26 protein-coding genes and 1 riboswitch are annotated in these 23,707 nt (G+C 63.5%); of the genes, 10 read left to right on the top strand and 16 right to left on the bottom strand.

Annotation, left to right across the window (positions count from 1 at the left end):
• Positions 1-22 precede the first annotated feature (22 nt).
• Positions 23-2,314 (bottom strand): TonB-dependent receptor, encoded by a 2,292-nt coding sequence (locus HCN50_RS31070; RefSeq protein WP_171713689.1) that lies wholly within the window; start codon positions 2,312-2,314, stop codon positions 23-25.
• Between the two features lie 118 nt (positions 2,315-2,432).
• Positions 2,433-2,630, bottom strand: a riboswitch (cobalamin riboswitch).
• A gap of 135 nt (positions 2,631-2,765) precedes the next feature.
• On the opposite strand from HCN50_RS31070, the gene HCN50_RS31065 reads away from it, so the two are divergent.
• From HCN50_RS31065 to HCN50_RS31055, 3 genes are read left to right on the top strand one after another with little or no spacing between them, the layout of a single operon-like run.
• Complete coding sequence (locus HCN50_RS31065) at positions 2,766-3,809, top strand: FecCD family ABC transporter permease (RefSeq protein WP_171713688.1); 1,044 nt, start codon at positions 2,766-2,768, stop codon at positions 3,807-3,809.
• Complete coding sequence (locus HCN50_RS31060) at positions 3,806-4,588, top strand: ABC transporter ATP-binding protein (RefSeq protein ID WP_171713687.1); 783 nt, start codon at positions 3,806-3,808, stop codon at positions 4,586-4,588. Before HCN50_RS31065 ends, HCN50_RS31060 begins: the two co-directional genes overlap by 4 nt.
• Before the next feature lie 17 nt (positions 4,589-4,605).
• Entirely contained in the window at positions 4,606-5,427 is an 822-nt protein-coding gene (locus tag HCN50_RS31055; protein ID WP_171713686.1) for an ABC transporter substrate-binding protein, read from the top strand.
• Between the two features lie 100 nt (positions 5,428-5,527).
• Here HCN50_RS31055 and HCN50_RS31050 read toward each other — a convergent pair whose 3' ends face one another.
• The 10 genes from HCN50_RS31050 to soxC form a co-directional block, all read right to left on the bottom strand.
• Positions 5,528-6,568: an MBL fold metallo-hydrolase gene (locus tag HCN50_RS31050; RefSeq protein ID WP_171713685.1), complete on the bottom strand. Its 1,041-nt coding sequence runs from the start codon at positions 6,566-6,568 to the stop codon at positions 5,528-5,530.
• A gap of 177 nt (positions 6,569-6,745) precedes the next feature.
• The gene (locus tag HCN50_RS31045) at positions 6,746-7,189 is read right to left on the bottom strand and encodes a DsrE family protein (RefSeq protein WP_171713684.1); all 444 of its coding nucleotides are present in this window, start codon (positions 7,187-7,189) and stop codon (positions 6,746-6,748) included.
• Between the two features lie 14 nt (positions 7,190-7,203).
• On the bottom strand, positions 7,204-8,952 hold the full coding sequence (soxB, locus tag HCN50_RS31040; protein ID WP_171713683.1) for a thiosulfohydrolase SoxB: 1,749 nt from the start codon (positions 8,950-8,952) through the stop codon (positions 7,204-7,206).
• Between the two features lie 26 nt (positions 8,953-8,978).
• Positions 8,979-9,284: a hypothetical protein gene (locus tag HCN50_RS31035; RefSeq protein ID WP_171713720.1), complete on the bottom strand. Its 306-nt coding sequence runs from the start codon at positions 9,282-9,284 to the stop codon at positions 8,979-8,981.
• A gap of 8 nt (positions 9,285-9,292) precedes the next feature.
• Positions 9,293-10,159: a sulfur oxidation c-type cytochrome SoxA gene (soxA, locus tag HCN50_RS31030; RefSeq protein ID WP_171713682.1), complete on the bottom strand. Its 867-nt coding sequence runs from the start codon at positions 10,157-10,159 to the stop codon at positions 9,293-9,295.
• On the bottom strand, positions 10,156-10,467 hold the full coding sequence (gene soxZ / locus HCN50_RS31025) for a thiosulfate oxidation carrier complex protein SoxZ (protein WP_171713681.1): 312 nt from the start codon (positions 10,465-10,467) through the stop codon (positions 10,156-10,158). Before soxZ ends, soxA begins: the two co-directional genes overlap by 4 nt.
• Positions 10,468-10,488: 21 nt before the next feature.
• Positions 10,489-10,974: a thiosulfate oxidation carrier protein SoxY gene (gene soxY / locus HCN50_RS31020; RefSeq protein WP_376700343.1), complete on the bottom strand. Its 486-nt coding sequence runs from the start codon at positions 10,972-10,974 to the stop codon at positions 10,489-10,491.
• A 38-nt stretch (positions 10,975-11,012) separates the two neighbouring features.
• Entirely contained in the window at positions 11,013-11,336 is a 324-nt protein-coding gene (gene soxX, locus HCN50_RS31015) for a sulfur oxidation c-type cytochrome SoxX (RefSeq protein ID WP_210265169.1), read from the bottom strand.
• A gap of 65 nt (positions 11,337-11,401) precedes the next feature.
• Positions 11,402-12,076 (bottom strand): c-type cytochrome, encoded by a 675-nt coding sequence (locus tag HCN50_RS31010; protein WP_171713679.1) that lies wholly within the window; start codon positions 12,074-12,076, stop codon positions 11,402-11,404.
• Complete coding sequence (soxC, locus tag HCN50_RS31005; protein WP_376700342.1) at positions 12,060-13,304, bottom strand: sulfite dehydrogenase; 1,245 nt, start codon at positions 13,302-13,304, stop codon at positions 12,060-12,062. Before soxC ends, HCN50_RS31010 begins: the two co-directional genes overlap by 17 nt.
• 216 nt (positions 13,305-13,520) lie before the next feature.
• Here soxC and HCN50_RS31000 point away from each other — a divergent pair, with 216 nt between their 5' ends.
• From HCN50_RS31000 to HCN50_RS30980, 5 genes are all read left to right on the top strand, one after another.
• Entirely contained in the window at positions 13,521-13,886 is a 366-nt protein-coding gene (locus HCN50_RS31000) for an ArsR/SmtB family transcription factor (protein WP_171713677.1), read from the top strand.
• A gap of 47 nt (positions 13,887-13,933) precedes the next feature.
• Positions 13,934-14,611: a DUF938 domain-containing protein gene (locus tag HCN50_RS30995; protein ID WP_171713676.1), complete on the top strand. Its 678-nt coding sequence runs from the start codon at positions 13,934-13,936 to the stop codon at positions 14,609-14,611.
• A 123-nt stretch (positions 14,612-14,734) separates the two neighbouring features.
• Positions 14,735-15,979: an MFS transporter gene (locus tag HCN50_RS30990; protein ID WP_171713675.1), complete on the top strand. Its 1,245-nt coding sequence runs from the start codon at positions 14,735-14,737 to the stop codon at positions 15,977-15,979.
• Positions 15,980-16,008: 29 nt separating this feature from the next.
• Positions 16,009-16,368 (top strand): nuclear transport factor 2 family protein, encoded by a 360-nt coding sequence (locus tag HCN50_RS30985; protein ID WP_171713674.1) that lies wholly within the window; start codon positions 16,009-16,011, stop codon positions 16,366-16,368.
• A gap of 119 nt (positions 16,369-16,487) precedes the next feature.
• Entirely contained in the window at positions 16,488-17,726 is a 1,239-nt protein-coding gene (locus HCN50_RS30980; protein WP_171713673.1) for an MFS transporter, read from the top strand.
• 92 nt (positions 17,727-17,818) lie between these two features.
• On the opposite strand, the gene HCN50_RS30975 is transcribed toward HCN50_RS30980, so the two are convergent.
• Positions 17,819-18,313 (bottom strand): VOC family protein, encoded by a 495-nt coding sequence (locus HCN50_RS30975; RefSeq protein ID WP_171713672.1) that lies wholly within the window; start codon positions 18,311-18,313, stop codon positions 17,819-17,821.
• Between the two features lie 143 nt (positions 18,314-18,456).
• Complete coding sequence (locus tag HCN50_RS30970; protein WP_171713671.1) at positions 18,457-19,002, bottom strand: carboxymuconolactone decarboxylase family protein; 546 nt, start codon at positions 19,000-19,002, stop codon at positions 18,457-18,459.
• Positions 19,003-19,163: 161 nt separating this feature from the next.
• Here HCN50_RS30970 and HCN50_RS30965 point away from each other — a divergent pair, with 161 nt between their 5' ends.
• Positions 19,164-20,348: an acyl-CoA dehydrogenase family protein gene (locus tag HCN50_RS30965; RefSeq protein ID WP_171713670.1), complete on the top strand. Its 1,185-nt coding sequence runs from the start codon at positions 19,164-19,166 to the stop codon at positions 20,346-20,348.
• Positions 20,349-20,499: 151 nt separating this feature from the next.
• Positions 20,500-21,639, top strand: coding sequence for an acyl-CoA dehydrogenase family protein (locus tag HCN50_RS30960; RefSeq protein ID WP_171713669.1), 1,140 nt, complete (start codon positions 20,500-20,502; stop codon positions 21,637-21,639).
• Between the two features lie 118 nt (positions 21,640-21,757).
• Here the strand turns inward: HCN50_RS30960 and HCN50_RS30955 are convergent, their stop codons facing one another.
• The 3 genes from HCN50_RS30955 to HCN50_RS30945 form a co-directional block, all read right to left on the bottom strand.
• The gene (locus HCN50_RS30955) at positions 21,758-22,798 is read right to left on the bottom strand and encodes an amino acid ABC transporter substrate-binding protein (protein ID WP_171713668.1); all 1,041 of its coding nucleotides are present in this window, start codon (positions 22,796-22,798) and stop codon (positions 21,758-21,760) included.
• A gap of 57 nt (positions 22,799-22,855) precedes the next feature.
• Entirely contained in the window at positions 22,856-23,455 is a 600-nt protein-coding gene (locus tag HCN50_RS30950) for a L,D-transpeptidase (protein ID WP_171713667.1), read from the bottom strand.
• A 153-nt stretch (positions 23,456-23,608) separates the two neighbouring features.
• The gene (locus HCN50_RS30945) at positions 23,609-23,707 is read right to left on the bottom strand and encodes a DUF2474 domain-containing protein (protein ID WP_171713666.1); all 99 of its coding nucleotides are present in this window, start codon (positions 23,705-23,707) and stop codon (positions 23,609-23,611) included.

Here is a 23,707-nt window from a genome sequence, read left to right as displayed (position 1 = left end):
CGGCCGAAACCGGCTGTTGCGGTCAGAATGTGGCGCCGGCCTTCACCATGAAGGTCCGGCCGGGCAGCGGATAGGCCGCGAACCGGCCCGGCGTGAACGAGCTGGCGATCGCGTAGTCGTAGTACAGCGCGTTGAACAGATTGTTCACGCTGACCGACCAGAAGAAGCGATCGTAGGCGCCGCTCACTTTCAGGTCGACGGTGGCGTCGGCCGGAATGCGGCGCTGGGTGTTGGCCTGATCATTGTCCATGAAGCGTTCGCTCCAAGCGCGCACGGTGGCGTCGAACACCAGATAGTTTTGCCAGATGTTCCAGGTCACGCCGCTGCTCGCGGTGTAGCGCGATACGAGCGGCACATCGTTGCCGGCGAACGGTCCTTCGCGAAATACGGCACGGGTGTACGCCACACCGCCCCGCAGCAGCACGGTGTCGCTGACACGCAGCGAAGCGCTGGTCTCGGAGCCGTAGCGGCGGGTCGGATCGAGGTTGACGTTGAAAAACAGCACCGGATTGAAATGGATCTCGTTCTCGAGATCCATGTTGTAGATGCTCGATTGCATCTGGAAGCCGCCGCTCTTGATGCGGAATCCGCCCTCGATATCGTGCGATGTCTGGGTCTTCAGCTTGAAATTGCCGGCGATCGGATTGAAAAACTCGTCGAAGGCGGGACCGGAGGAAACGCGCTCGTCGACGGTCGGGGTCCGGAATGCGCGTGCGGCGCGGCCGAATACCGAGAACACGTTATTGAGGCGATGCTCGAGGCCAGCATGCAGCGCGTATTGTGTTTCGTTGCTGTCGAGCGGCGAAGCCTGAGCGCCGCAATTGAAGAACATGGCGCAACCGGGCGCATTGGGATCATACCGATCCCGAGCAGTCAGGCTGGTGTTTTGAACCCTGGCGCCATAGGAGAAATCGGTCGTCGGCAACAGTCCTACAGTGTGCTGCCAGTAGCCGGCCAGCGTCTGTTGCGACAGGTCGTAGATGTGGGTCGGCGGAAGACCCTTGAACGCGCCGCGGTCCTGGCGAAACGTCGCATCGTAATAATCGATGCCGGTCAGGATCTGTGAGGGAATTCCGAAGATCGAGTTCTTAACGCTCAGTCGCGGCGTGATCGACCAGGTCTGCAATGATGCGTCGTTATAAGTGGAGGAGAAGCTCGGAAGTGGCGAGGCAAACGGTACCGCGCCGAAGAAACCGCTTTGCGTGTCCTTCTTCCGAACGCCGCCGTCGACGATCAGGTCGACGCCGTTCATGATAGTCTTGGTAAAGCCGGTGGTTGCGCTGGCTCCCTGCTGGTTGCCGTAATCGAACGGCGTGTTGGTGCCCCTGCGATCAGTGACGAGTTGATTGAGCCCGATTGAGGGATCGACGGTGCGTCCGCCCGGGAAGCCGAGCTTCTGGTCGTCACCAGTCACGGTGAGGAAGGCCTTGAGGTCCGGTGTGGTATAATTGAGATTGCCGATCCCGTTGCGCTGATCGAGGGCGTTGTTGACCCGGTAACCATCAGACTTGATGGCGTTGCCATAGAAGGATGTCGACCAAGGTCCGTAGTTGGTCGCGGCCGAAATATTCGCAAGCCGCTGGTTGAACGAGCCGACGCCGGCTTCGCTGCGTATCGCGACAGGCGGGCCGCTGGCGCCGTTCTTCAAGACGATGTTGACGACGCCGCCGACGGCGTTATCGCCATAGAGCACCGCGCCACTGTTGCCGCGGCTGATTTCGATCCGTTCGATTGAATTGAGCGGAATGGTCGAGAGATCGACGCCGGCCATGTCGATATCGTTGAGCCGGCGGCCATTGATCAGGACGAGGCTATTGGCGGTGGCGAATGCGCCAAACCCGCGCAGGTCAACCGTCGTCTTGGCGCCGTTCACGCCACCATACAGCGATTGCAGTTGCACGCCCGGCACCTGTGCGATGATGTCGGGCAGCGTCTGCGCCGGCGAATGCGCGATCTCGTCTGCGGTGATCACGGTCGCCGAGGTGCCGACGATGCCGGAGAACTGCCGGCCGCCGCCGCCCGCACCTTGCGAGGCGCTTTGCGAAGCGACGTTCGAGCCGGTCCCGGCCGCGGGCCGCGTGGCGGTCGACGGCGCAGCCGCCGGTACGACGCGGCGCGACGTCGATGGCTCATCGTAGCTTGGTTTTGCGCGGGTCCGGTTCGGGTCTGTGGGCGAGGTTATCTCAATCGGTGGCAATGGCTCGGATGGCGTCTGCTGGGCCTGGGCGCCGGAAATGCCGAGCGATACGATCGGTATCAGGAAGCTGCTGGCAAGCCAGAAGCGGCGCTGCCGCGTGGCGGTGATGGAAGACATGGTTTTTTGGACCTCGGTATGACGTCAGTGGCACGTCACAGCGAACCAAGTCTCACCATGTGCTTGAGCAGCAGCTCAGGTGAAGCTAATGCCTGTACTCCCCGACCGACATCTTCGCGTGTGACCACGGCTGACGGCAGGTCTCCTGGCTCGCGGGTCGTTACCCATCGTCGCCTTCCCAGGACCGAGATGCCCAGTGGCGTATGACGAAGGATTCGCCGCTTACAGTTGCGGGGGCAGCCGCGGAATTGGGGGATGTCCCCGCACCGCATTCCCTTTTGATCCCCAAACGGGAACCGTCGGGAACTATGGTAGAAGTTTGTCAAACGCCGAGTCAATCCGCCTGGGGCGCCCTCGCGATCCTCACTGGACGAGTGCGCTATTTTTGCCGCATGAGCACGCCTGCCGGCGCTTCTGTACCGGGACGGGTAAACCTGCTTTAGGACGATCGATGAGTGTTGAGGCCGTAATCGTCACCAACGAGGATGCCGCGCGACGGCGGATCGGCGCCACCGCGGCGCTTGCCGCCGTAGTTGCGCTGCTGGCGCTGATCTCGCTCGGCATCGGTCCGGTGCGGCTCTCGCCTCTGTCGGTAGCGGAAGCGCTGTTCGGCGGCGGCAACGAGGTATCGCAGGTGATCGTGCGGGAAATCCGCCTGCCGCGCACATTGCTGGCGCTTGCGATCGGCGCCATCCTCGGGCTGTCCGGCGCGTCGCTGCAGGGCCTGTTGCGCAATCCGCTGGCTTCGCCCGAACTGTTCGGCGCCCCGCAATCGGCGGCGTTCGGCGCGGTGCTGGTGATTGCGCTCGGCCTGGCTGACGTGCGCTCCTACGCGCTGCCGGTCGCAGCGATCATTGCCGCATTCGGTTCGGTGTTCGGGCTGCTCTCGATCGCCGGTCGCAATGCTGGGTTATTGATTCTCATCCTGTCGGGCCTCGCGATATCGAGCTTTGCAGGCGCCGCCACGGCGCTGGTGATGAACCTCGCTACCAATCCCTTTCTGGTGCTGGAGATCGCGTTCTGGCTGCTCGGCTCCCTGGAGGACCGCAGCTTTCAGCACGTGATATTGGCGCTGCCATTCATCATTGCCGGCGCGGTCATGCTGTTCAGCCAGCGCCATGCCTTTCGCGCGCTGAGCCTCGGCGAAGAAACCGCGCAAAGCCTCGGCGTCGATGTCGGTCGCTTGCGGCTGTTCGTCATTTCGGGCGTCGCGCTCGGCGTCGGCGGCGCAGTTGCCGTCACCGGCACCATCGGTTTCATCGGCCTGGTCGCGCCGCATCTGATGCGGCCGCTGATCGGCCACGACCCGGGGCGGCTGTTGATCCCAAGCGCACTCGCCGGCTCCGCGCTGCTGCTGGCGGCCGACATCGCGGTGCGCATCATCCCCTCGACATCGGACATCAAGGTCGGCGTGCTGACCTCGATCATCGGCGTGCCGTTCTTCCTCTATCTGATCATGCGCGAACGCCGCGCGCTCGGCGGAGGCGTCGCATGAGCGAGGCAGCGCTTCTGACCGCAAAGGAACTTGACGTCCGGCTCGCCGGCCGCGTCGTGCTGAAAGACGTCTCGCTCGCGCTGGCGGCAGGACATCTGGTGGCGCTGGTTGGGCCGAATGGCGCCGGCAAGACCACGCTGCTGCGTGCGCTGGCGGGATTGATTCCGTCCCAAGGCGAGATCGAGATCGGCGGCCACGCCCTGACTTCGCTGCCGCTGCGCGAAAGGGCAAAACGCTTCGGTTACCTGCCGCAGGGACATATGGTGCATTGGCCGCTGCCGGCCCGCGATATCGTGGCGCTCGGCCGCTACCCACACGGCGCGACCGATCCGGCGCGGCTGTCGCCGAAAGATGCCGAGGCGGTGCTGCGCGCGATGCAGGCCGTCGACGTGATCGAGTTTAGCGATCGCCGCGTCACGGAATTGTCCGGCGGCGAGCGCAGCCGCGTCGCGTTGGCGCGCGCGTTGGCCGTGGAGGCCCCGGTCATCCTGGCCGACGAGCCGACCGCTTCGCTCGACCCGCGGCACCAGATCGATGTCATGAGGAACTTGCGCACGACCGCCGACAAGGGCGTGCTGGTCATCGTGGTGACGCATGATCTCGGCCTTGCGGCGCGGTTTGCCGACCATGTGCTGGTGCTGCGCGAAGGCGGCCTGGTGTCGCAGGGTCCGCCGGCAGAGGCGCTGTCCGAGCAGGTGATGGCGGATGTTTTCCGGATCTCGGCCTATCGCGCGGAATATCAGCGCGAAGCCGTGATCGTGCCCTGGGCCGATATCTGATGCGGTGGCGATCCGGAATGGTGGCCGTGGCCGCTGCCCTGGCGATGTCTGGCGGCCCGGCGTCGGCCGCGCCTCTGCCGCGCCTGGTATCGATGAATGTCTGCACCGACCAGTTGCTGCTGACGCTCGCCGACCCCGAGCAGATTCTGGGATTGAGCCGGTTTTCGCGCGACGGCTGGCAGGGCCCGGCTGCCGGCGACCTTGCCCGCTATCCGGTTCTCTCTGGCGGCGCCGAGGATGTGTTGCTCATCAGGCCCGACATCGTCATCGCCAGCGCCTTCGACAAGCGTTCGACGCGCGAACTGTTGAAGGCCAAGGGGCTTCGTCTCGCCGAACTCGCCGTGCCGCGAACCCTCGATGAGGCGCGGCAGCAGATCCGCGAGGCCGGCGACATCACCGGGCATCCGGATCGCGCAGCCAAGGAAATTGCGCGGCTCGATGCCGCGCTGGCGCGCGCCCGCCAGGCTGTTTCAGAAAAGCATTATCGCGTGCTGCCGCTGTCGCGGCGCGGCTGGGTGGCGGGCAGCGACAGCTTTGTCGGCTCGCTGCTCGGCGAAACAGGCTTGCGCAGCGCGGCCGGCGATCTCGGCTTTGCCTTCGGCGGATTTGCCTCGCTGGAGGCGATCGTGAACTTGCGGCCCGACTTCATCGTGGTTTCGCAGGCCGGCGATTATGCGAGGGACGACGGCCAGGCGTTCCTGCTGCATCCGGCGCTGGAGCGCTTCTATCCGCCGCAAAAGCGTATCGTGATTCCGGAGCGCATGACCGAATGCGGCGGCGTGATGCTGGCGGATGCGCTCGACGCGCTGACCGCGGAATTGAGGCGGGTGGGGCGGTGAGGTTTGCTCGATTTTGAGGGTGGGCAAAGCGAAGCGTGCCCACCATCCGGAGTCGATGTGTGATAGATGTGGGCACGGCGCAAGCGCCTTTACCCATGCTTTAGCCCATCACCACCGGCCCGCCGACCTTCTTCCAGGCGTCCAGCCCGCCTTCGATGTGCGCGGTGTTGGCCAGTCCCGCATTCTTGGCGGCGGCCACCGCCATTGCCGAGCGCTCGCCGAAGGCGCAGAAGAACACCACGCGGCGCCCGGTGGCGGCGGCGACCTCGCGCAGCATGCCGCCAGGCTTGAGACTCTCGGCGATGCCGGGATACGGCGCATGCAGTGCGCCGGAGATCGTGCCGTGCTTGACCCGCTCGCCGGCCTCGCGCAGATCGACCAGCAGGATATCGGGCCGGCCGAGGCTGTTGATGGCGTCGCGGGCGGAGAGCGCCAGGCCTTGCTTGGCAAGCTCCTCCTGATGCAGGCCGACATGCATGTTGGCAGGCACGGCGACGTCCATCATCTTCGGATTAGGCAGCTTCAGGTTCGCCATCAGCTCGATATATTCATCTACGTTGCGTACCTGCAGCCGCGGATTGTAGCGCTTCTCCTCGCCGATTGTGGAAACCGTGTCGCCCTTGTAGTCATGGGCGGGATAGACCAGCGTCTCCTCCGGCAGCTTCAATAGCCGGTTGAAGATTGAATCGTACTGGGCGCGCGAAGAGCCGTTCTGGAAGTCGGTGCGGCCGGTGCCGCGGATCAACAGCGTGTCGCCGGTGAAGACGCGATCGCCCATCAAATAGGAGTAGGAATCGTCGGTGTGGCCGGGCGTATACATCACATCGAGGCTCAGCCCCTCGATCATCACCTTGTCGCCGTCGGAAACCCGCATCGACACTACGTCGGCCTTGCTCTGCTCGCCCATGATGGTGATGCACTGGGTGCGGTCGCGCAGCTCGCCCAGTCCGGTGACGTGATCGGCGTGCAGATGGGTATCGACCGCCTTCACCAGCCGCAGATCCAGCTCGCGCAGGAGCTGGCAGTAGCGGTCCGCTTTCTCCAGCACGGGATCGAGGATCAACGCCTCGCCGCCGGCGCGGCTCGCCAGCAGATAGCTGTAGGTGCCGGAAACGCTGTCGAAGAGTTGACGAAAGATCATGGCCGTATGCCCGGATTAAAATTTCCTGTGTCGTCGGGGCCGGACGTATCTCCAGCCCTGCTCCTGCAATTTCATCAATTGTATCACGCCCAACGGCACGATGATGGCGTCGGGCGCAATCAAAATCTCGCGTCCCTCGACTTTTCCCGTCGCTTGCGCTCGCAATGACGGCGGCGGTCACGGCCGCACCAGCGTATACCCATTCTCCGTCAGAAACAGGATCTGCGCGACCCCGACCTGCACCGGCGTCGCCGCTGCAATGAACTCCGGCCGCTTGCCGCTCTCGCGTTCGAGCGTATCGACGGTGTTGAGGCAGACGTCGAAACGCGCGCCCTGCGCCACCAGGCTCTCGACCATCTTGCGGTTGGGATTTTCCGGACGCAGCAGGTCGATGCCGGGACCGAACGCCACGACCTCGATGGCGACCTTGTCGGGATCGTAATGCTTCATCAGGTTGTTGGCGACGCTGAGCACAAGGCCTTGCTTGCGCGGATCGTTGTCGGAGAGCTGCAGCACGACTTTGTGCTCGGCAAATGGCTTGTCCTGCAGCGGCACCTGCTGGGCGCGCACGCCAGACACGGCGGCTGCGATCAGAAGCGCCGCGATTGTCGCGCGAAGCATGGCCGAAAAGCCCGTCATACGTGCCCCGCAATGCCCGGATTGCCTTCGACACCTTTCAGCGTCACCCCCGGCGGCGACCGATTGGGCGGCTTGCCCGACCTCAAATGCCTGACGACCACATCCCAGATCGGGGCGCCGGTCTGCTCGTTGACGGAGGCCCAGCCCGCCACCTTGTAGCGCTTTCCGGCCTCAAGCTTGCGGCCGTTGTCGAGCTTGAGGTCGGAAATCCGTTTCCCTACCGATTCGGCCGGTGTGCAGGTGTAGTGTAGGCCGCCGACGCGGACCATGTCGCCGCCCTGCTGGTAGTAGGGATCGGCGTTGAAGAGATTGTCGCAGATGTCTTCCAGCACGTCCTTGATCTGGCCGCCGGTCATGGTCTGGACATAGGTCTCCGGATAGGTGACCGCGGTCTGCGCCAGCACGTCCTCCATCGTCAGCGGCTGGCCTGCCAGCGCTGTGGTGCCCCAGCGGAAACCTGGCGAGAGCGCAATCTCGACATTCAATTCGCCGAGCAGAGCGTCGCAGATCAGTTGATCCATGCTGCCGCTGAAATTGCCGCGGCGATAGAGCAGGCGGTCGGCGACACCGACCTTGTCGTTGAGCAGGGCCGCCTGCGGCTCACGGATCTTGTCGATCAGCGCCTGCATCGCCGGATCGGGCCTCAGCAACTCCGAGAACACCGGCAGCAGCCGATAACGCACATCCTTGACCTTGCCCTTGCCGAGTTCGAGATCGAGCACGGCCAGAAACTTGCCGTTCGAACCGGCATTGGTGACGAGCGTGACCCCGGCCGCGTTGGTCACCGCAATCGGCTGCGGCACCGCGTCGTGGGTATGGCCGCCGAGGATGACGTCGATGCCGGTGACGCGGCTCGCGAGCTTGAGGTCGACGTCCATGCCGTTATGCGAAAGCAGGATGACGGCATCGACCTTGTCGTTGTTGCGATGCGCGTCGACGAGCTTCTGCAGCTCTTCGTCACGGATGCCGAATTTCCAGTCGGGCGTGAAGCGCTTGGGGTGGGCGATCGGCACGTAGGGGAATGCTTGGCCGATGATGGCAACGCGATGCCCGCCGATTTCCTTGATGATGGACGGTTTGAACACGCGGCCCGAGGCCGGATCGAACGCCTTGGCGTCGTTGAAGGCGGCTTCCTCGGTGAGATAGACGTTCTGCGCCAGGAATTCGCCCTTGAAGCGCTCGAGGTTGGCGCGCAACACCGTCTCGCCATAGGTGAACTCCCAATGGCCGGTCATCGCCTCGATGCCGAGCAGGTTGGCGGCATCGACCATGTCGGCGCCTTGCATGGTGTTGGCGAGGCCGGTGCCCTGCCAGAGATCGCCGCCATCGAGCAGCAGCGAGCGCCCGGAGCTGACCTCGCTGCGCAGCCGGTCGATCAGCGTCTTCAGATGCGCGAAGCCGCCGAGCTTGCCGAATCTTCCGGCGGCCTTCTCGAATTCGACGCAGGTGAAAGCATAGGCATCGGCACTGTCGGGCCGGATGCCGAAGCGATCGAGAAAGGCGCGTCCGACCAAATGCGGCGGGTTGCCCTGCATCGGTCCGACGCCGAGATTGACGCTCGGCTCGCGGAAGAACACCGGACGAAGCTGCGCATGGGTATCGGTGATGTGCAGGATGCGGGCATTGCCGAAGCGCTCGAGATCGTAGACGCCGGCATTGTCGGCACCACGAGCCAGCCGTGGCAGGCTGGCCGACAGAGTAGCAGCGCCCGCGAGCGTCAGAAAATCGCGGCGGCGGATGGTCATGCGGGTCTCCGCGCGTCGTTGCGGCTTCAGCGTATTTCCATGTCCCTCCAGCGGGTCTTCTCGCTGGTGGCCTGGAAAATCGAAGCCTTGGCCAAGGCCTCGGCCTCCTTGGCCGACGCGGTGGCCTTGTCGAAATCGCCGGCGTCCGCCGCCTTCTTCGCCGCCGCCAGCGTGTTCGCCGTCGTAGTCCATTGGTTGCGTAGCTTGCCGGCTTCCTTGTTAGCGGCCTCGGCCGCGGCGTACGCTGCCTTGAAGTCCTCCTCCGAGCCCGCAGCGAGCGCGGATCCAGCGCCCGCGGCGAGCAGCGCCAGAACCAATGCTGATTGCTGCATCAGGTTCCTCATGGCCGCGCTCCCGGACCCGATATCGGCAGGCCGTTGCTGACATAGGACAGGTAATATTCGACGTTGCGATATTCATCGTCCTGCGGGCTGAGCGGCACGGCGCGAATCTGGCTGTTGCAGGTGGTAAAGCGCCGGCTGGTAGTTCCCATGCCGCTCCATTCCGAGCGATAGATCGGCATCGCGTTGACGATGCCGAGCGCGGGCGCGAGGATTTCGGCGCGGATGCGCTCGCCAGGGCTCTGCACATGGCAGGTGGCGCAGGAGAAGTTGAGCTGGCCGCGCCGCGTGTAGAAATATTCCTTGCCCTTTTCGTAGGCCTCGAGCGCGCGGGGATCGTTCGGGATCTTGATGTCCATCGGCTTGCCGCGCGACGTAAAGGCCATGTAGGCGGTCAAGGCCGCCATTTCGTCCTTCACATAGGAATACGGCTCTTCGCCATTGGCCTCGCGGCAGCGGTTCAGCGCCAGTTCGAGCGTGATGACCTTGCCTTCCTTCTCGTCGAAGTAAGGATAGTTCTGGCGGATGGCGATGCCGCCGTTCGGGAAGCAATCGGCATAGGACTTGCCGTTCTTGAACGGCTTGGAGAACATTTCCTTGCCCATTTCGAGCGAAAATTCGTAGGGCGGAAACTGCTCCTTGTCCTGCCACTGCCGGTAGAGGTCCTCGTTCATCGAATAGGGGCCGTTGACGAAGTCTTCCAGCTTCACCTTCGGGAATTTATCGGTGAAGAATTTCCTGAACGCCTTGGCATCGGCGACGGGATCGACCTTGTCGGCGGCGCCCGAGGGCAAGGCGCCCGCAAGCGTCAGAGCTGCGAGCACAAGGGCTGCCGATGCCAGATAGATCGCGGATCGCAGCTTCATTGGATCTTCGCCGTGGTGGTATCGGTCGCACCCTTGTTGTCGACCCAGCTTATCTTGAGCTCGTCACCCTTCTTGCCGCCCTTGAACGCGAACTTGACATAGGGGTCCTTGGAAACACCGCCACCCCAGTCGGCCGTGAATACGTTCTTGCCGTCATGCTCGAAGGTGAGCTGCTGGATGAAATGCGGCGGAATGATCTCGCCCTTGGCGTTCTTGACGAAGCCGGAATCCATTGGATGCTGGATCAGCGCCTGCACTTCGGTGATATCGCCGTTGGAGGAAGCCCGCACGCGAATAGTGGATGCCATTTGAATACTCCCTCGGTGCCTTCAGCCGCCGCAACCGCCGACGGTGACTTTGACTTCCTTGGCCGCGCTGTACAGCTTGCCGCCGGCTTCCACCAGCACGGTGACGTTGCTGGTCTTGGCCATCTTGATGCGGTTTGCCACGCTCGGCAGCGTGCCGGCCGGAATGTTGTACTTTGCGATCAGCACGTTCGGATTTTCGCTGACGAGGAATGCAATTGAGGTCACATCGGCCAGCGTCGTGGTAACGGAGACAGGCACGACGGCGCCGTTCTCGGCGATTTCGGGCGCGTCCATCTTCACCTTCTCCGAGGGCTCCGCGGTCTTGCCGTAGAGCGTCTTGATGACGTCGGCGTCGCTCTTCTGCTTGAAAGCCTCTTCCGGATATTTGTCATTGGCCGCGGCGAGTGCCTTCGTGACATCGAGAGGTACGATGCCGAGGCCGATCAATGTCAATGCGCCCGCGCCCTTCAGGATCAATCGCCGTGTCGCTGAAAAATCGTTTTCCATAGTGTTCATCCAAAACTCTCCAAAGTGTTGCGCCGCGTTCAAAGCGTCTGCAGGAAATCCACCACCGCGTTGATCTCCTTCTCGGTCAGGATCCGGTTGCGGCCGAACGGCGGCATCACGGTCAGCGGATTGCGCAGGGTTTCGTCGTTGAGAATGGCGACGAGATCCTCGCGCTTGGGGTACTTGCTCTTGATGTCGACCAGCTCGGGTCCGATCGTGCCGGGCAGGTCGCCGCCCTTGATGACATGACAGGTCAGGCAATTGCCCTTGCTGCGGTCGAAAGCGAGCTTGCGGCCTTCGTCCACGGTGGACTGCGCCTGCGCGGTGCTTGCCGATGCGAAAGCGCTGATCACCAGCGCCAATGCAAGGGTCGGAAGCCTTGCGGATTTGATCTTGAAGTGAACGGTCACAGGCGTTTCCGTAATGTCTATTTCGGTTGCATCGTGTCGAGCGGGCCGGTCGTGCGCGGCGTCAGGTTCCTGTCCTCCGCCGTCGACGATACCTTGACATCGGCGCCATTCACGCAGGCTTGCATGCAAGGCTTGGCCCCCGTATCGGGGCGCGGGTCGGTCCAGATGAAAGCGTCGCGATTGCGCATTTTGACTTTCGGCAAGCTGTTGCGATCGGCAACGAATTCACTTGGAACGAGCTCGTTCAGGTTCAGAATATAGGCGGTCAAAGCATAAACGTCATCGGCTGACAATGTGTGCGGCGCGGGCATCGGCATGGCGCGGTTAATATAGTCCCACAGGGTCGGGGCGAACGGCCAGTAGCTCCCGACCGTCGGCTCCGGGCGCTCGTCCCGGAGCGATCCGACGCCGCCCACCAGCTTCGGAAAGCGGCCTTCGCCTTCACCAAAGGTTCCATGGCAGGCGGCGCATTGCTCGGCATAGACGTCGGCGCCGCGGTCGACCGTGCCTTTTCCCGGCGGCAGGCCCGCGCCGTCCTCGCCGCGCACGTCGATGTCCCATCCCGCGATCTGCGCCGGCGTCGCCGCCGTGCCGTAGCCGAACGAGCCGGGCTCGGCCGCGCCGGCGCGGCCTCCTCCCGCCGCCAGCAGGAGGGCGACGATCGGCAGGCCAACCTTACGCGAGCTGTACATTGAAGACGGTTCCGTCTGATTTGACCTGCCAGGTCTGGATCGAATTGTTGTGGTAGACCGAATTCGAGCCGCGCTGCTTTCGCAGCTCTGCAATCGTCGGCTGCACGTAACCGCTCTCGTCGACGACGCGGGATGCAACCAGCGCCGGACGGCCATCCCAGCGCCAGGGCAGGGTGAATTTGGTCAGCGCTTTCGACAGCACCGGCTCGTGCAGCCGCGCGGTCTGCCAGTTGATGCCGCCGTCCACGGAGACATCGACACGCGTGACCTTGCCGTTTCCGGTCCAGGCCAGTCCCCTGATCTCATAGAGGCCGGCGCCATCGAGCGGCTTTTCCGGGCAGGGAAAGGTGACGACCGATTTGGCATCCATCAGCCAGGTGAAGCCGCGCGAGGTGCCGTCCGGCATCAGGTCGGTATATTTCGAGGTTTCCTCGCGGCTGTGCCACGGCTTCTCGCCGAGCTTGATGCGGCGCAGCCACTTGATGTTGACGTTACCTTCCCAGCCCGGCACCACCAGCCGCAGCGGATAGCCCTGTTCGGGCCGCAGCGCCTCGCCGTTCTGCGCGTAGACCACGAGGCAATCGTCGAGACATTTGTCGAGCGGCAGGCTGCGGTTCATATGCGCGCCGTCGGCACCCTCGACCATCGCCCATTTCGCTTCCTTCTTGATGCCGGTTTCCTCCAGCAGCGTCGAGAGCTTCACCCCGGTCCATTCGGCGCAACTGACCATGCCATGGCTGAACTGCAGCGAGTTCATCTGCGCGGCGCGCCAGTTCATGCCGCCATTGGCCGGGCATTCGATGAAATGAATGCGCGTGGTCTGCGGGAAGCGCAGGATGTCTTTCATGGTCAGAAGCAGCGGCCGCTCGACCAGCCCGTGGATCAAGAGCTTGTGCTGCGCCGGGTCGATGTCGGGCCGTCCGGCGTGATGGCGCTCGAAGAACAATCCATTCGGTGTGATGATGCCGTGCAGGTCCTGCAACGGCGAAAAGCTCACGGACGATTCAGCGGTGGCGGTAAGCCAGGGGACATTGCGCCGGATGACGGAGGCTTCGGTATCCGCCGGCCGGCCGTAGGGCCGGTCGACCACGCCTGCGCCGATCGATTGCGACCAGGGCGCGTCTGCGGGGGGAGATTCCTGCGAGGGCTCGGCGATGGCGGAATTGCCGCCAAGGGCAAGGCCGCCGGTCAGCACCGCGCCGAGCCTGAGAAAGCTGCGTCGTCCCACGGGAACGTCCGCGCCGGCGGGGTCGGAGAGAACAGCTTTGCTGCGTAACGGGTTGGGCCGCACGTTTTCTTCCCCTCGCGGCCGCATCGCCGCTTATTTCTTGCTTTTTTTAACCGGTATCCACAATTGCTAATTTAGTCAATGCTAAAGAACGCTGCGGGCGCTACAGTACCATGTGTGCTTCGCAGGCACGGAAAACCATCCGGATCTGACGCGATGAGAGCAGCCGCAGCGGCAGCCAATGAGACCCAATCCGCCCCCGGGGCCGACGATGCGGCAGCGCTGAAGAAGCTTGCCAGGCAGGCGGGCGACGCCGCGCAACTCTTGAAAATGCTGGCCAACGAAAAGCGCCTGCTGATCCTGTGTTTTCTCGCCGTGCGCGGCGAGATGACGGTCGGAGAGCTCGTCGGCGTGGTGAAACTGAGCCAGTCGGCCTTGTCGCAGCATCTGGCGAAGCTGCGCGCCGACCGCCTGGTCGAATTCCGTCGGACGTCGCAGACACTGCATTATCGGGTGACTGATGCGCGCGCCTTGCGCCTGTTGCAGGTGCTGAAAGAGATGTATTGCGGCGAACTGACGTGACGCCTCCGGCGTTTCAAATCCACAAACGATTTTCAGGCGAGACTGCAATGGCCGAATATGTCGTGGAGTTCGGTCGGGATGACCGGCCGGTCGAGCCCGACGGCCGGCTCGACGCGGCGGCGTTCCACCGCAACCATGAGCCGATCTGGGCGGTGCTGCAGAGATTTCTCGCCGGCCAGTCCGGCGAGGTGCTGGAGGCCGGCAGCGGCACCGGCCAGCACGTGGTTTACTTTGCGACGCATAGCCCCGGCATCATCTGGTGGCCGAGCGATCTCAACGAGCATCACCTGAAGAGCATCGAGGCATGGCGGGCGCATGCCGGCTTGTCGAATATTCGCCCGCCGCTGCGGGTCGATCTCGCCGATCCCGCCTGGTGCCCGGCGATGCATGACGGCAGCGGCCCGGCCGAATTGCTGGCCGTGTTCTGCGCCAATGTAATCCACATTGCGCCTTGGCGCGTCGCCAAAGGCCTGTTCGCCGGCGCAGGCCGTTATCTTCGCAGTGACGGGCGCTTGTTTCTCTACGGCCCGTTCAAGCGCGACGGCAAGCATACCGCGATGAGCAATGCCGTGTTCGATACCAGCCTGCGCGAGCAGAACGCCGAATGGGGCGTGCGCGACATTGCCGATCTCGAGAAGCTCGCCGCGACCGTCGGCCTTGTTCTGATCGAGGCCGTGCAAATGCCGGCCAACAACATGATTTTGGCTTTCGGGCGATCGAGCTAGCGTGACGCGGGCGCATAGCGCGCGCCCGTTTGCGCCGGTTGATCGCACAGCTTCGCATCTTCATAGTGCCCGCAATGAATCAATGAGGCTCCCGCCCCCGGGGCCTGCCGGGCGGGAATGCCGATGCTGGATACGACTATCACCGAAGAGATCGCCAATGACGCACGCGCGCGCGGCAATGTGCTGCGGCTCGCTGCGGCGCAGGCGCTGACCGGGGCCAATTCGGCGGTCATCTTCGCCACCGGCTCGATCGTCGGCGCGACGCTGGCGCCCGATATCTCGCTCGCGACCGTGCCGCTGTCGATGTATGTGCTGGGGCTTGCTGCCGGCACACTGCCAACGGGTGCGATCTCGCGCGCCTATGGCCGCCGTACGGCCTTTATCATCGGCACGTTCTGCGGTGTGCTGACCGGTGTGCTCGCCGCTCTTGCCGTCCTCTACGCCTCGTTCTGGCTGTTCTGCTTTGCGACCTTCCTCGGCGGGCTCTACGGCGCCGTGGCACAGTCCTATCGGTTTGCCGCGGCCGACGGTGCCAGCGCAGCGTTCCGGCCGAAGGCGCTGTCGTGGGTGATGGCGGGCGGCGTATTCGCCGGCGTGCTCGGTCCGCAGCTCGTGCAGTGGACCATGGATATCTGGCCGCCTTATCTGTTTGCCTTCAGCTTCGTGGTGCAGGCCTTTGTCGCGTTGGTGGCGATGGCGGTGCTGGCGGGCGTCGATGCGCCGAAGCCGATGCCGTCGGACATGCATGGCGGCCGGCCGCTGTTCGAGATTGCGCGGCAGCCGCGCTTCATCGCCGCTGCGCTATGCGGCGTGATCGCGTATCCGATGATGAACCTCGTGATGACCTCAGCGCCGCTCGCCATGAAGATGTGCGGGCTGACCGTCAGCGATTCCAATTTTGGCATTCAGTGGCACATCGTGGCGATGTACGGCCCGAGCTTCTTCACCGGCACGCTGATTGCGCGGTTCGGGGCGCCCGCCATCGTTGCGGTCGGCCTTTTGCTGGAGGCCGCGGCGGCCGGAATCGGCCTCGCCGGCATCACTGCGATGCATTTCTGGGCGACGCTGATTGTGCTCGGGGTGGGCTGGAATTTCGCCTTCATCGGCGCGTCCGCACTGGTGCTGGAGACGCACCGGCCGCAGGAACGCAACAAGGTGCAGGCGTTCAATGACTTCCTGGTATTCGGGATGATGGCGATCGGCTCGTTCTCGTCCGGCCAGTTACTGGCCCATTACGGCTGGTCGATGGTCAACATGGTGGTGTTTCCCCCGGTGCTGCTCGGCCTTGTGGTGCTGTCGTTTGGGTCATTTGCCAAGCGCCGTGCGAAGCTGCGCGCGGTTGATGAAATTCCCGATCCGAGTATCTAGTTCTCGATCTAATCACCTAGGAGGGGCCCATGCCGTCGCGCGCCCGTCTCGATGAATTCATTGCCACCGTCGTATCCGGCGATCATGCCGGGGCGATCGAGCGCTTCTACACCGAGGACGCCAGCATGCAGGAGAATGCCGCCGCGCCGCGGGTCGGCCGCGACGTCCTGGTGGCGCATGAGCGCGCCGTGCTGGAGCGGGTCGAGAGCGTGACCTCGACCTGCGTGACCTCGATCGTCGAGGGCGACCGTGTCGCGATCCACTGGCTGTTCGAATTCACCTACAAATCCGGCAAAACCGGCCGGTTCGACGAGGTCGCGCTGCAGGAATGGCGCGGCGACAAGGTCTGGCGCGAGCGCTTCTTCTACGATCCGTCGAAGCCGGCCTAGTTGCCACTTGCTGACAGTTCGGCGTCCGTCGAATTGATCGGCCTTGCAGGTGTGTTTGCTGTTGCTGACATGTGCCGGGCAAGTGCGGCAATGACGAGACAGCAACAAAGAGAAATCCCTTGGACGCCCTGAACTACACCCCGATCGACGAAGGCTCGATCCGCTACGACGGCTGGCGTATCGTCGTCGTCTGTTTCCTGCTGGCAACCTTCGGCTGGGGGCTCGGCTTCTACGGCCAGAGCGTCTACGTCGCCGAGCTTCAGCGGTTGCATGGCTGGCCGGCCTCGCTGATCTCGTCCGGCACCACGTTCTTCTATCTGTTCGGCGCCGCGCTCGTCGCCTTCGTCAGCGAAGCCATCAAGGCGTTCGGCCCGCGCAACTGCCTGATTGCCGGCACCTTCGCGATGGCCGCCGCCGCGATCTCGATCGGTCTGGTGCGCGAGCCGTGGCAGCTTTACCTTGCCAACGCGGTGCTCGCCTTCGGCTGGGCAGGCACCAGCCTCGGCATCATCACTAATACGCTGGGCCTGTGGTTCGACAAAAAGCGCGGCATGGCGATCAGCCTGGCGCTGAACGGCGCGAGCTTTGGCGGCATCATCGGCGTGCCCCTGCTGGTCACCGCGATCGGCTATTTCGGCTTCTCCGGCGCGATGACCGTTTCGGCCGCCGTACTGGTCGTACTGATGGTCCCCGTGATTCTGCTGCTCGTCGGACGGCCGCCGATCCATTCGAGCCTGAGCGCCGCCGAGGCTGCCGACGCGCCGTCGCCGACGCAGATTCGCGCCCACGCCTTTCGCGATATCGGCTTCCTCTCGGTATCGATCGCGTTCGCGCTGGTGCTGTTCGCGCAGGTCGGCTTCATCGTGCACCTGATCGCGTTTCTGGATTCGGTGATCGGACGTCAGCGCGCGGCAATAGCGGTGGCGCTATTGACGGCGATGGCGGTGGTCGGCCGCGTGCTGTTTTCCTTCGTGATCGACCGGATGAACCAGCGGCTGGCGTCCTCGCTCTCCTTCGTCAGCCAGGCGGTCGCTCTGCTCATCGTCATCAATGTGCATAACGAATACGCATTGATCGCCGCCTGCGCGCTGTTCGGCTTCTCCGTCGGCAACCTGATCACGCTGCCGGCGCTGATCGTGCAGCGCGAATTCGATCCGCGCTCGTTCGGCGTGCTGGTGAGTTTGATCACGGCGATCAACCAGATCACCTACGCGTTTGGTCCCGGTGTGGTCGGGCTGCTGCGCGATTTTTCCGGCGGCTACGCGCTGCCGTTCTATGGCTGCATCGCGGTGGAGCTGACGGCGGCGGTGCTGATCATGGTGCGCGGGCGGTCCCGTCATTCCGGGCTGGTGCGTTAGCACCAGACCCGGAATCTCGAGATTCTCAGGTGCGCAATTGGGCACCATAGTTCGATGCTCCGCATCGCCCCGGAATGACGGCGGAGGTGAGACTACGCCTCCCGCGCCCGCAACAGATCCTCCAGATCCAGCCGCTTGGTGAACATCGCGAGCGATCCGTCGGGTGTGCGCGGCCATTCCTCCTTCGGCCGGTCGCGATAGAGCTCGACGCCGTTCTGGTCGGGATCGCGCAAATAAAGCGCCTCGCTGACGCCGTGGTCGCTGGCGCCATCAAGTTCGATGCCGGCCTCGATCACGCGATATAGCGCATCGGCCAGCGCCGCGCGCGTGGGATAGAGGATGGCGGTGTGAAACAGCCCGGTGGTGCCAGGCGGCGGCGGATGGCCGCCTTTGCTTTCCCAGGTGTTGAGCCCGATATGGTGGTGATAGCCGCCCGCCGAGATGAACGCCGCACCGGAGCCCATCCGTTGCATCACCTCAAAACCGAGCACGCCGCAATAGAACCCCAGCGCGCGCTCGAGATCGGCGACCTTGAGGTGGACATGCCCGATGCGGGTACCGGCAATGATGGGAGGATGTGAGGGCATCTTGCCTTCCTTCGAAGCTGGCGTGCCCCGGATGCTGCGTAGCGCGAAGCGGTGCGCTGCTAAGCCGGGGCCTATGTTGCGCGCCGGCATGGGTCCCGGCTCCGCGGTGCACCGCGTCCGGGACACGTAGGCGCGGATTCTCGTTACGCAAGATCGGACACCTCGCCCTCCGGCAGTCCGAATTCAAACGTGTTCAGCGTCATTGACACCATCGTGTAATAGCCGCACAGCCCGATCACTTCGACGACGCCGCGCACCGTAAGCATTTTCACCGCCTCGTCGTACAGCGCCTGCGACACGCCGTGGCCCTCGTGCAGCGACTTGGCGAGATCGTAGATCATCTTGCCCTTGGGATCGTCAAAGGTCGGCGTACGGCGATCTCTGATGTCCTCGATGATGTCAGGGTCCATGCCACCCTTCAGCGCCAGGCGCTTGTGCGCATACCATTCGTAATGCGAGGTCCAGTGCCGTGCGGTGACGAGGATCGCGATCTCGGAAAGCTTTGCCGGAAAGATCGTGTTGAAACGGAGCTGCTCGCCAAGCCGCGTGGCGTGCCGCGCCATCTCCGGGCTGTTGAGCCAGGCCATCATCGGCGCCGGCGGCGCACCGCGTTTTCCTGCGATGGCCTCGTCATAGACTTCTTTCTGGTCGGCGCTCATTTCGCCAGGCGAAAGCAATTTCAGCCGCATGCCCGTTTCCTCTTGTTTTTCAATTGTTACGCCGTTGCGCATACACCCGATCGGGTGCCAAGGCCACCGCGTCTAGGGCATGAGCTGACGTCAGACATATATTGAATTCCGCAACGCGAGGGCTAAGGTCACCTGTGACATCCCACATGGAAACGCCTGATATGTCCGATCTGGAAACCTTCCGCCGTGAAACCCGCGCGTGGCTGGAGACGAATTGCCCGCCGGAAATGCGGCGCCCCATGACCTCGGAGAGCGATACCTATTGGGGCGGACGCAACGCCAAATTTTCATCCGAGCCGCAGCGCGTCTGGTTCGAGCGGATGCGCGACAAGGGCTGGACCGTGCCGGACTGGCCGAAGGAATATGGCGGCGGCGGCCTTTCGCCCGCGGAGCACAAGGTGCTGCGCGAGGAAATGGCGGCAATGGGCGCGCGCTCGCCGCTGTCCAGCTTCGGCATCTGGATGCTCGGGCCGGCGCTGCTGAAATACGGCACTGAGGCGCAGAAGAAGGAGCATCTGCCGAAGATTGCTGCCGGCCTGATCCGCTGGTGTCAGGGCTATTCGGAGCCGAACGCCGGATCGGACCTCGCTTCGCTGCAGACCCGCGCCGAGAGCGATGGCGACGACTACATCATCAATGGCCAGAAGATCTGGACGTCCTATGCGAACTATGCCGATTGGATCTTCTGCCTGGTGCGTACCGATCCGACCGCAAAGAAGCATGACGGCATCAGCTTCATCCTGTTCGACATGGCCTCAAAGGGCGTCTCCACCAAGCCGATCCTCCTGATCTCGGGCTATTCGCCGTTCTGCGAAACCTTCTTCGACAATGTACGCGTGCCGAAATCCAATGTGGTCGGGCAGGTCAACCGCGGCTGGGATGTTGCAAAATATCTGCTGCAGCACGAGCGCGCGATGATCTCGGGCACTGGAGAGCGCGGTATCGGCCGTCCGCTCGGACAAGTTGCCGCCGACTCCGTCGGGAGCGATGATTCCGGCCGGCTCGACGATGCCGTGCTGCGCAGCCAGATCGCGGCGTTCGACATCGACGAGGCGGCGTTTGCGGCCGTGGCCGAGCGCGCCGTTGATCTCGCGAAAGCCGGGCAATCGCATCCGGCGTTCTCTTCGGCGATGAAATATTACGGCACCGAGCTCAACAAGCGCCGCCACGAGATCTTGATGTCGGCCGGCGGCATCGATGCGCTGGAATGGGAAAGCGAGCGCTCCCGCGGCGGCGCCCGCCCACGCGCCTGGCTGCGCACCAAGGCCAACTCGATCGAAGGCGGCACATCGGAGGTGATGCTCGGCATCGTCGCCAAGCGCATCCTCGATCTGCCGGGGGCGTGAGCAAATTCCGTCGTTCCGGGGCGGCGCGAAGCGTCGGACCCGGAACGAGATTCTCAGGTGCGCACTGGCGCACTATAGTTCGAGGCTTTCGCATCGCCCCGGAATGACGCCTCAAAAATCACGTGTTACCTTTCAAACCGGAAGCACCTCCATGGCACTCGTCCTCACCGAAGAACAATCCATGCTGCGCGACAGCGCGCGGGGCCTTATCAGCGACAAGGCGCCGGTGTCGCATCTGCGCCATTTGCGCGATAGCAAGGACGAAACAGGATTCTCCCGCGAGCTCTGGAAGACCTTTGCCGAGATGGGCTTTTCCGGTTTGCTGGTGCCGGAGAATTTCGGCGGCAGCGGGCTTGGCTGCGTTGAGGCCGGCGTGGTGATGGAGGAGATCGGCCGCACCCTGATGCCGTCGCCGTTTCTGTCGACTGCGGTGCTGGCGGCATCGGCGCTGTCGCGCGGCGGCAGCGAGGCGCAGAAATCGGCGCATCTGCCGAAGATCGCGGATGGATCGCTGCTGGCGGCACTCGCGATCGACGAGGGCGCAAAACATCGTCCGCTGCAGACCAAATTGCAGGCGATGCGCTCGGGCAATGGTTTCAAGCTCAGCGGCGCCAAGGCCCTCGTGGTCGACGGCCATACCGCCGATCTCCTGATCGTCGCCGGCCGCACCGGCGGCGCGCCCGGCGAGCGCAACGGCCTGACGCTGTTCCTGGTGGATCCAAAGGCCAAGGGCGTCGCGGTCGAACGCACCGTGATGGTCGACGCCCATAACGCCGCGCGGGTCGAGTTCAGCAATGTCGAGATCAATGCCGATCAGGTGCTCGGCGAAGTCGATCAGGGATGGGCGCTGCTCGAAGGCGTGCTCAATATCGGCCGCGGCGCAGTGGCCTCTGAAATGGTGGGGCTGAGCGAAGAGGTATTCGGCCGCACCGTGACGTACCTGAAGGAGCGCAAGCAGTTCGGCAAATTGATCGGCGAGTTCCAGGCGCTGCAGCACCGTGCCGCGCAGCTCTACATCGACATCGAGATCACCCGCGCGGCCGTCCTGAAGGCGCTGCAGGCCCTCGATGGCGATTTCGATCACGCCAGCGCGGCGGTCGCGGTCGCCAAAGCACGCGCCGGCACCACGGCGACGCTGGCGGTGCAGGAAGGCGTGCAGATGCATGGCGGCATGGGCATGACCGACCAGTTCGACATTGGCTTCTTCATGAAGCGCGCGCGGGTGTGCCAGGAATTGTTCGGCGACAGCAACTACCACGCGGAGCAGTTGGCGCGGATGAAGGGGTATTGATTGTTGTTCGGACGGGCTGTTTCCTCGTCATTGCGAGCGAAGCGAAGCAATCCATAGTCCCGCTCGGGAAGCATGGATTGCTTCGTCGCTTCGCTCCTCGCAATGACGGCGGAGAGACTTACCGTATCGGCGGCGCGTACTGAATGCCGCCGTTGCTCCACAGCGAGTTGAGCCCGCGCGGAATCTTCAGTTTCGATCCTTCGCCGACATTGCGCTCGTAGACCTCGCCGTAATTGCCGACATGGCGGATGATGCGGGCAGCCCAGTCCTTGGGCAGGCCGAGGTCTTCGCCGTAGGTGCCGTCCGTGCCGACCAGGCGCATCACGTCGGGCTTCTTCGATTTCAGCGCCTCGTCGATGTTCTTCGACGTGATGCCGAGCTCCTCGGCATTGATCATCGCATACAGCGTCCACTTCACGATCATCATCCAGTCGTCGTCGCGCTGGCGCACCACCGGCGCAAGCGGCTCCTTGGAAATGACGTCGGGCAGGATGACATGGTCGCTCGGCTGGATCAGGTTCAGGCGGAGCGCGTATAGCTGGGAGACGTCGGCGCTGAAGGTGTCGCACTTGCCGCCTTCATAGGCCTTGAGCACGTCTTCCAGCTTGGGAAACTTCACTTCGGTATATTTCATGTTGTTGGTGCGGAAATGGTCGGCGACGTTGAGCGCCGTCGTCGTCCCCTCCTGCACGCAAACCTTGCTATTGTTGAGATCGAGCGCCGAATCGATGTTGCGCGAGCGCGGCAGCATGAAGCCCTGGCCGTCATAATAGGCAACCGCCGGGAAATAGAGATCGTAGTTGGTCTCGCGCGACATGCTCCAGGTCGAGTTGCGGGAGAGGATGTCGACCTTGCGGCTCTGCAATTCCTTGAAGCGCTCGCTGGCGTCGAGCGGAACAAATTTCGCCTTCTTGGGGTCGTCGAAGATCGCCGAGGCCACCGCGCGGCAGAAATCGACGTCGAAGCCGGTCCAATCACCCTTGTCGTCGGGGATCGAGAAGCCGGGCAGGCCCTTGTTGACGCCGCACAGCACCTCGCCGCGGCGGATGGTGCGCTTCAAGGTCTTGGTGTCGTAACGCTCGTAGGTGATTGCAGCGGCCGCGACCGCGATTGCGACCGCCAGCCCGATGAGCAGGCCGCCTCGAAATGTCCGTAGCATTATTTAACTCGCCAATTTCAGGAGGGAATGGAGCGTCTGAAGAGACAGCGGCGGGGATTACAGTTCAGGCTTCTGGCGGATGATCACCTTGGTGCCGACCGGGACGCGCTCGTAGAGATCGGTAACGTCGGCATTGACGAGCCGGAAGCAGCCCGAAGACACGGCGGTGCCGATGGTGTCGGGCCGGTTGGTGCCGTGGATGCGGTAGACGGTGGTGCCGAGATACATGGCGCGGGCGCCGAGCGGATTGCCGGGGCCTCCCGCCATGAAGCGCGGCAGATAGGGCTGGCGCGCGATCATCTCCGGCGGCGGCGTCCAGTCCGGCCACTCTGCCTTGCGCGTGATGTTCACGAGTCCCTGCCACTGGAATCCCTCGCGGCCGACGCCGATGCCGTATCGCAGCGCGCGGCCGTTGCCCTGCACCAGATAGAGATGGCGGTCCTGCGTGGAGATGATGATGGTGCCCGGCGGTTCGCTGGTGCGATAGAGCACCGCGGTCTTCCTGAATTGCGGATCGAGTTCGACGGACTCATCGGGAAGCAGCCCGGGCTGGTCGCCGACATCCGGCTGGCGCAACTGCGCCTGGCTCTGCGAGACCGAAAGGATCAGACCGCCCGTGGCGATCAACATCCAGATCAGGTGACGAAATTTTTTCATCGCAGAAATCTCCTTGCGGCGCATTGGCCAAATCAGCGGAACCATAAAATCTCAGGGCTAGCTTGATGGCAAGTTTAGGGCGAACGAGGTTGTTACCCCACTGAAATATCTTCTATTTCCGTGCGACGCCATATTCATGGGACTTGAGCTGCCTCATTTCGGCGCAATCCACAGCCGCAGCAAAAACGAAATCAGCGCAACGGTGCCGACGCCGCCGAGCCAGAGCGCGACGAACCACAGCAGGCGCTGCAT

The sequence above is a fragment of the Bradyrhizobium archetypum genome (assembly GCF_013114835.1).
Lineage (GTDB): Bacteria > Pseudomonadota > Alphaproteobacteria > Rhizobiales > Xanthobacteraceae > Bradyrhizobium > Bradyrhizobium archetypum.
This window is presented reverse-complemented; position numbering and strand designations above follow the sequence as displayed.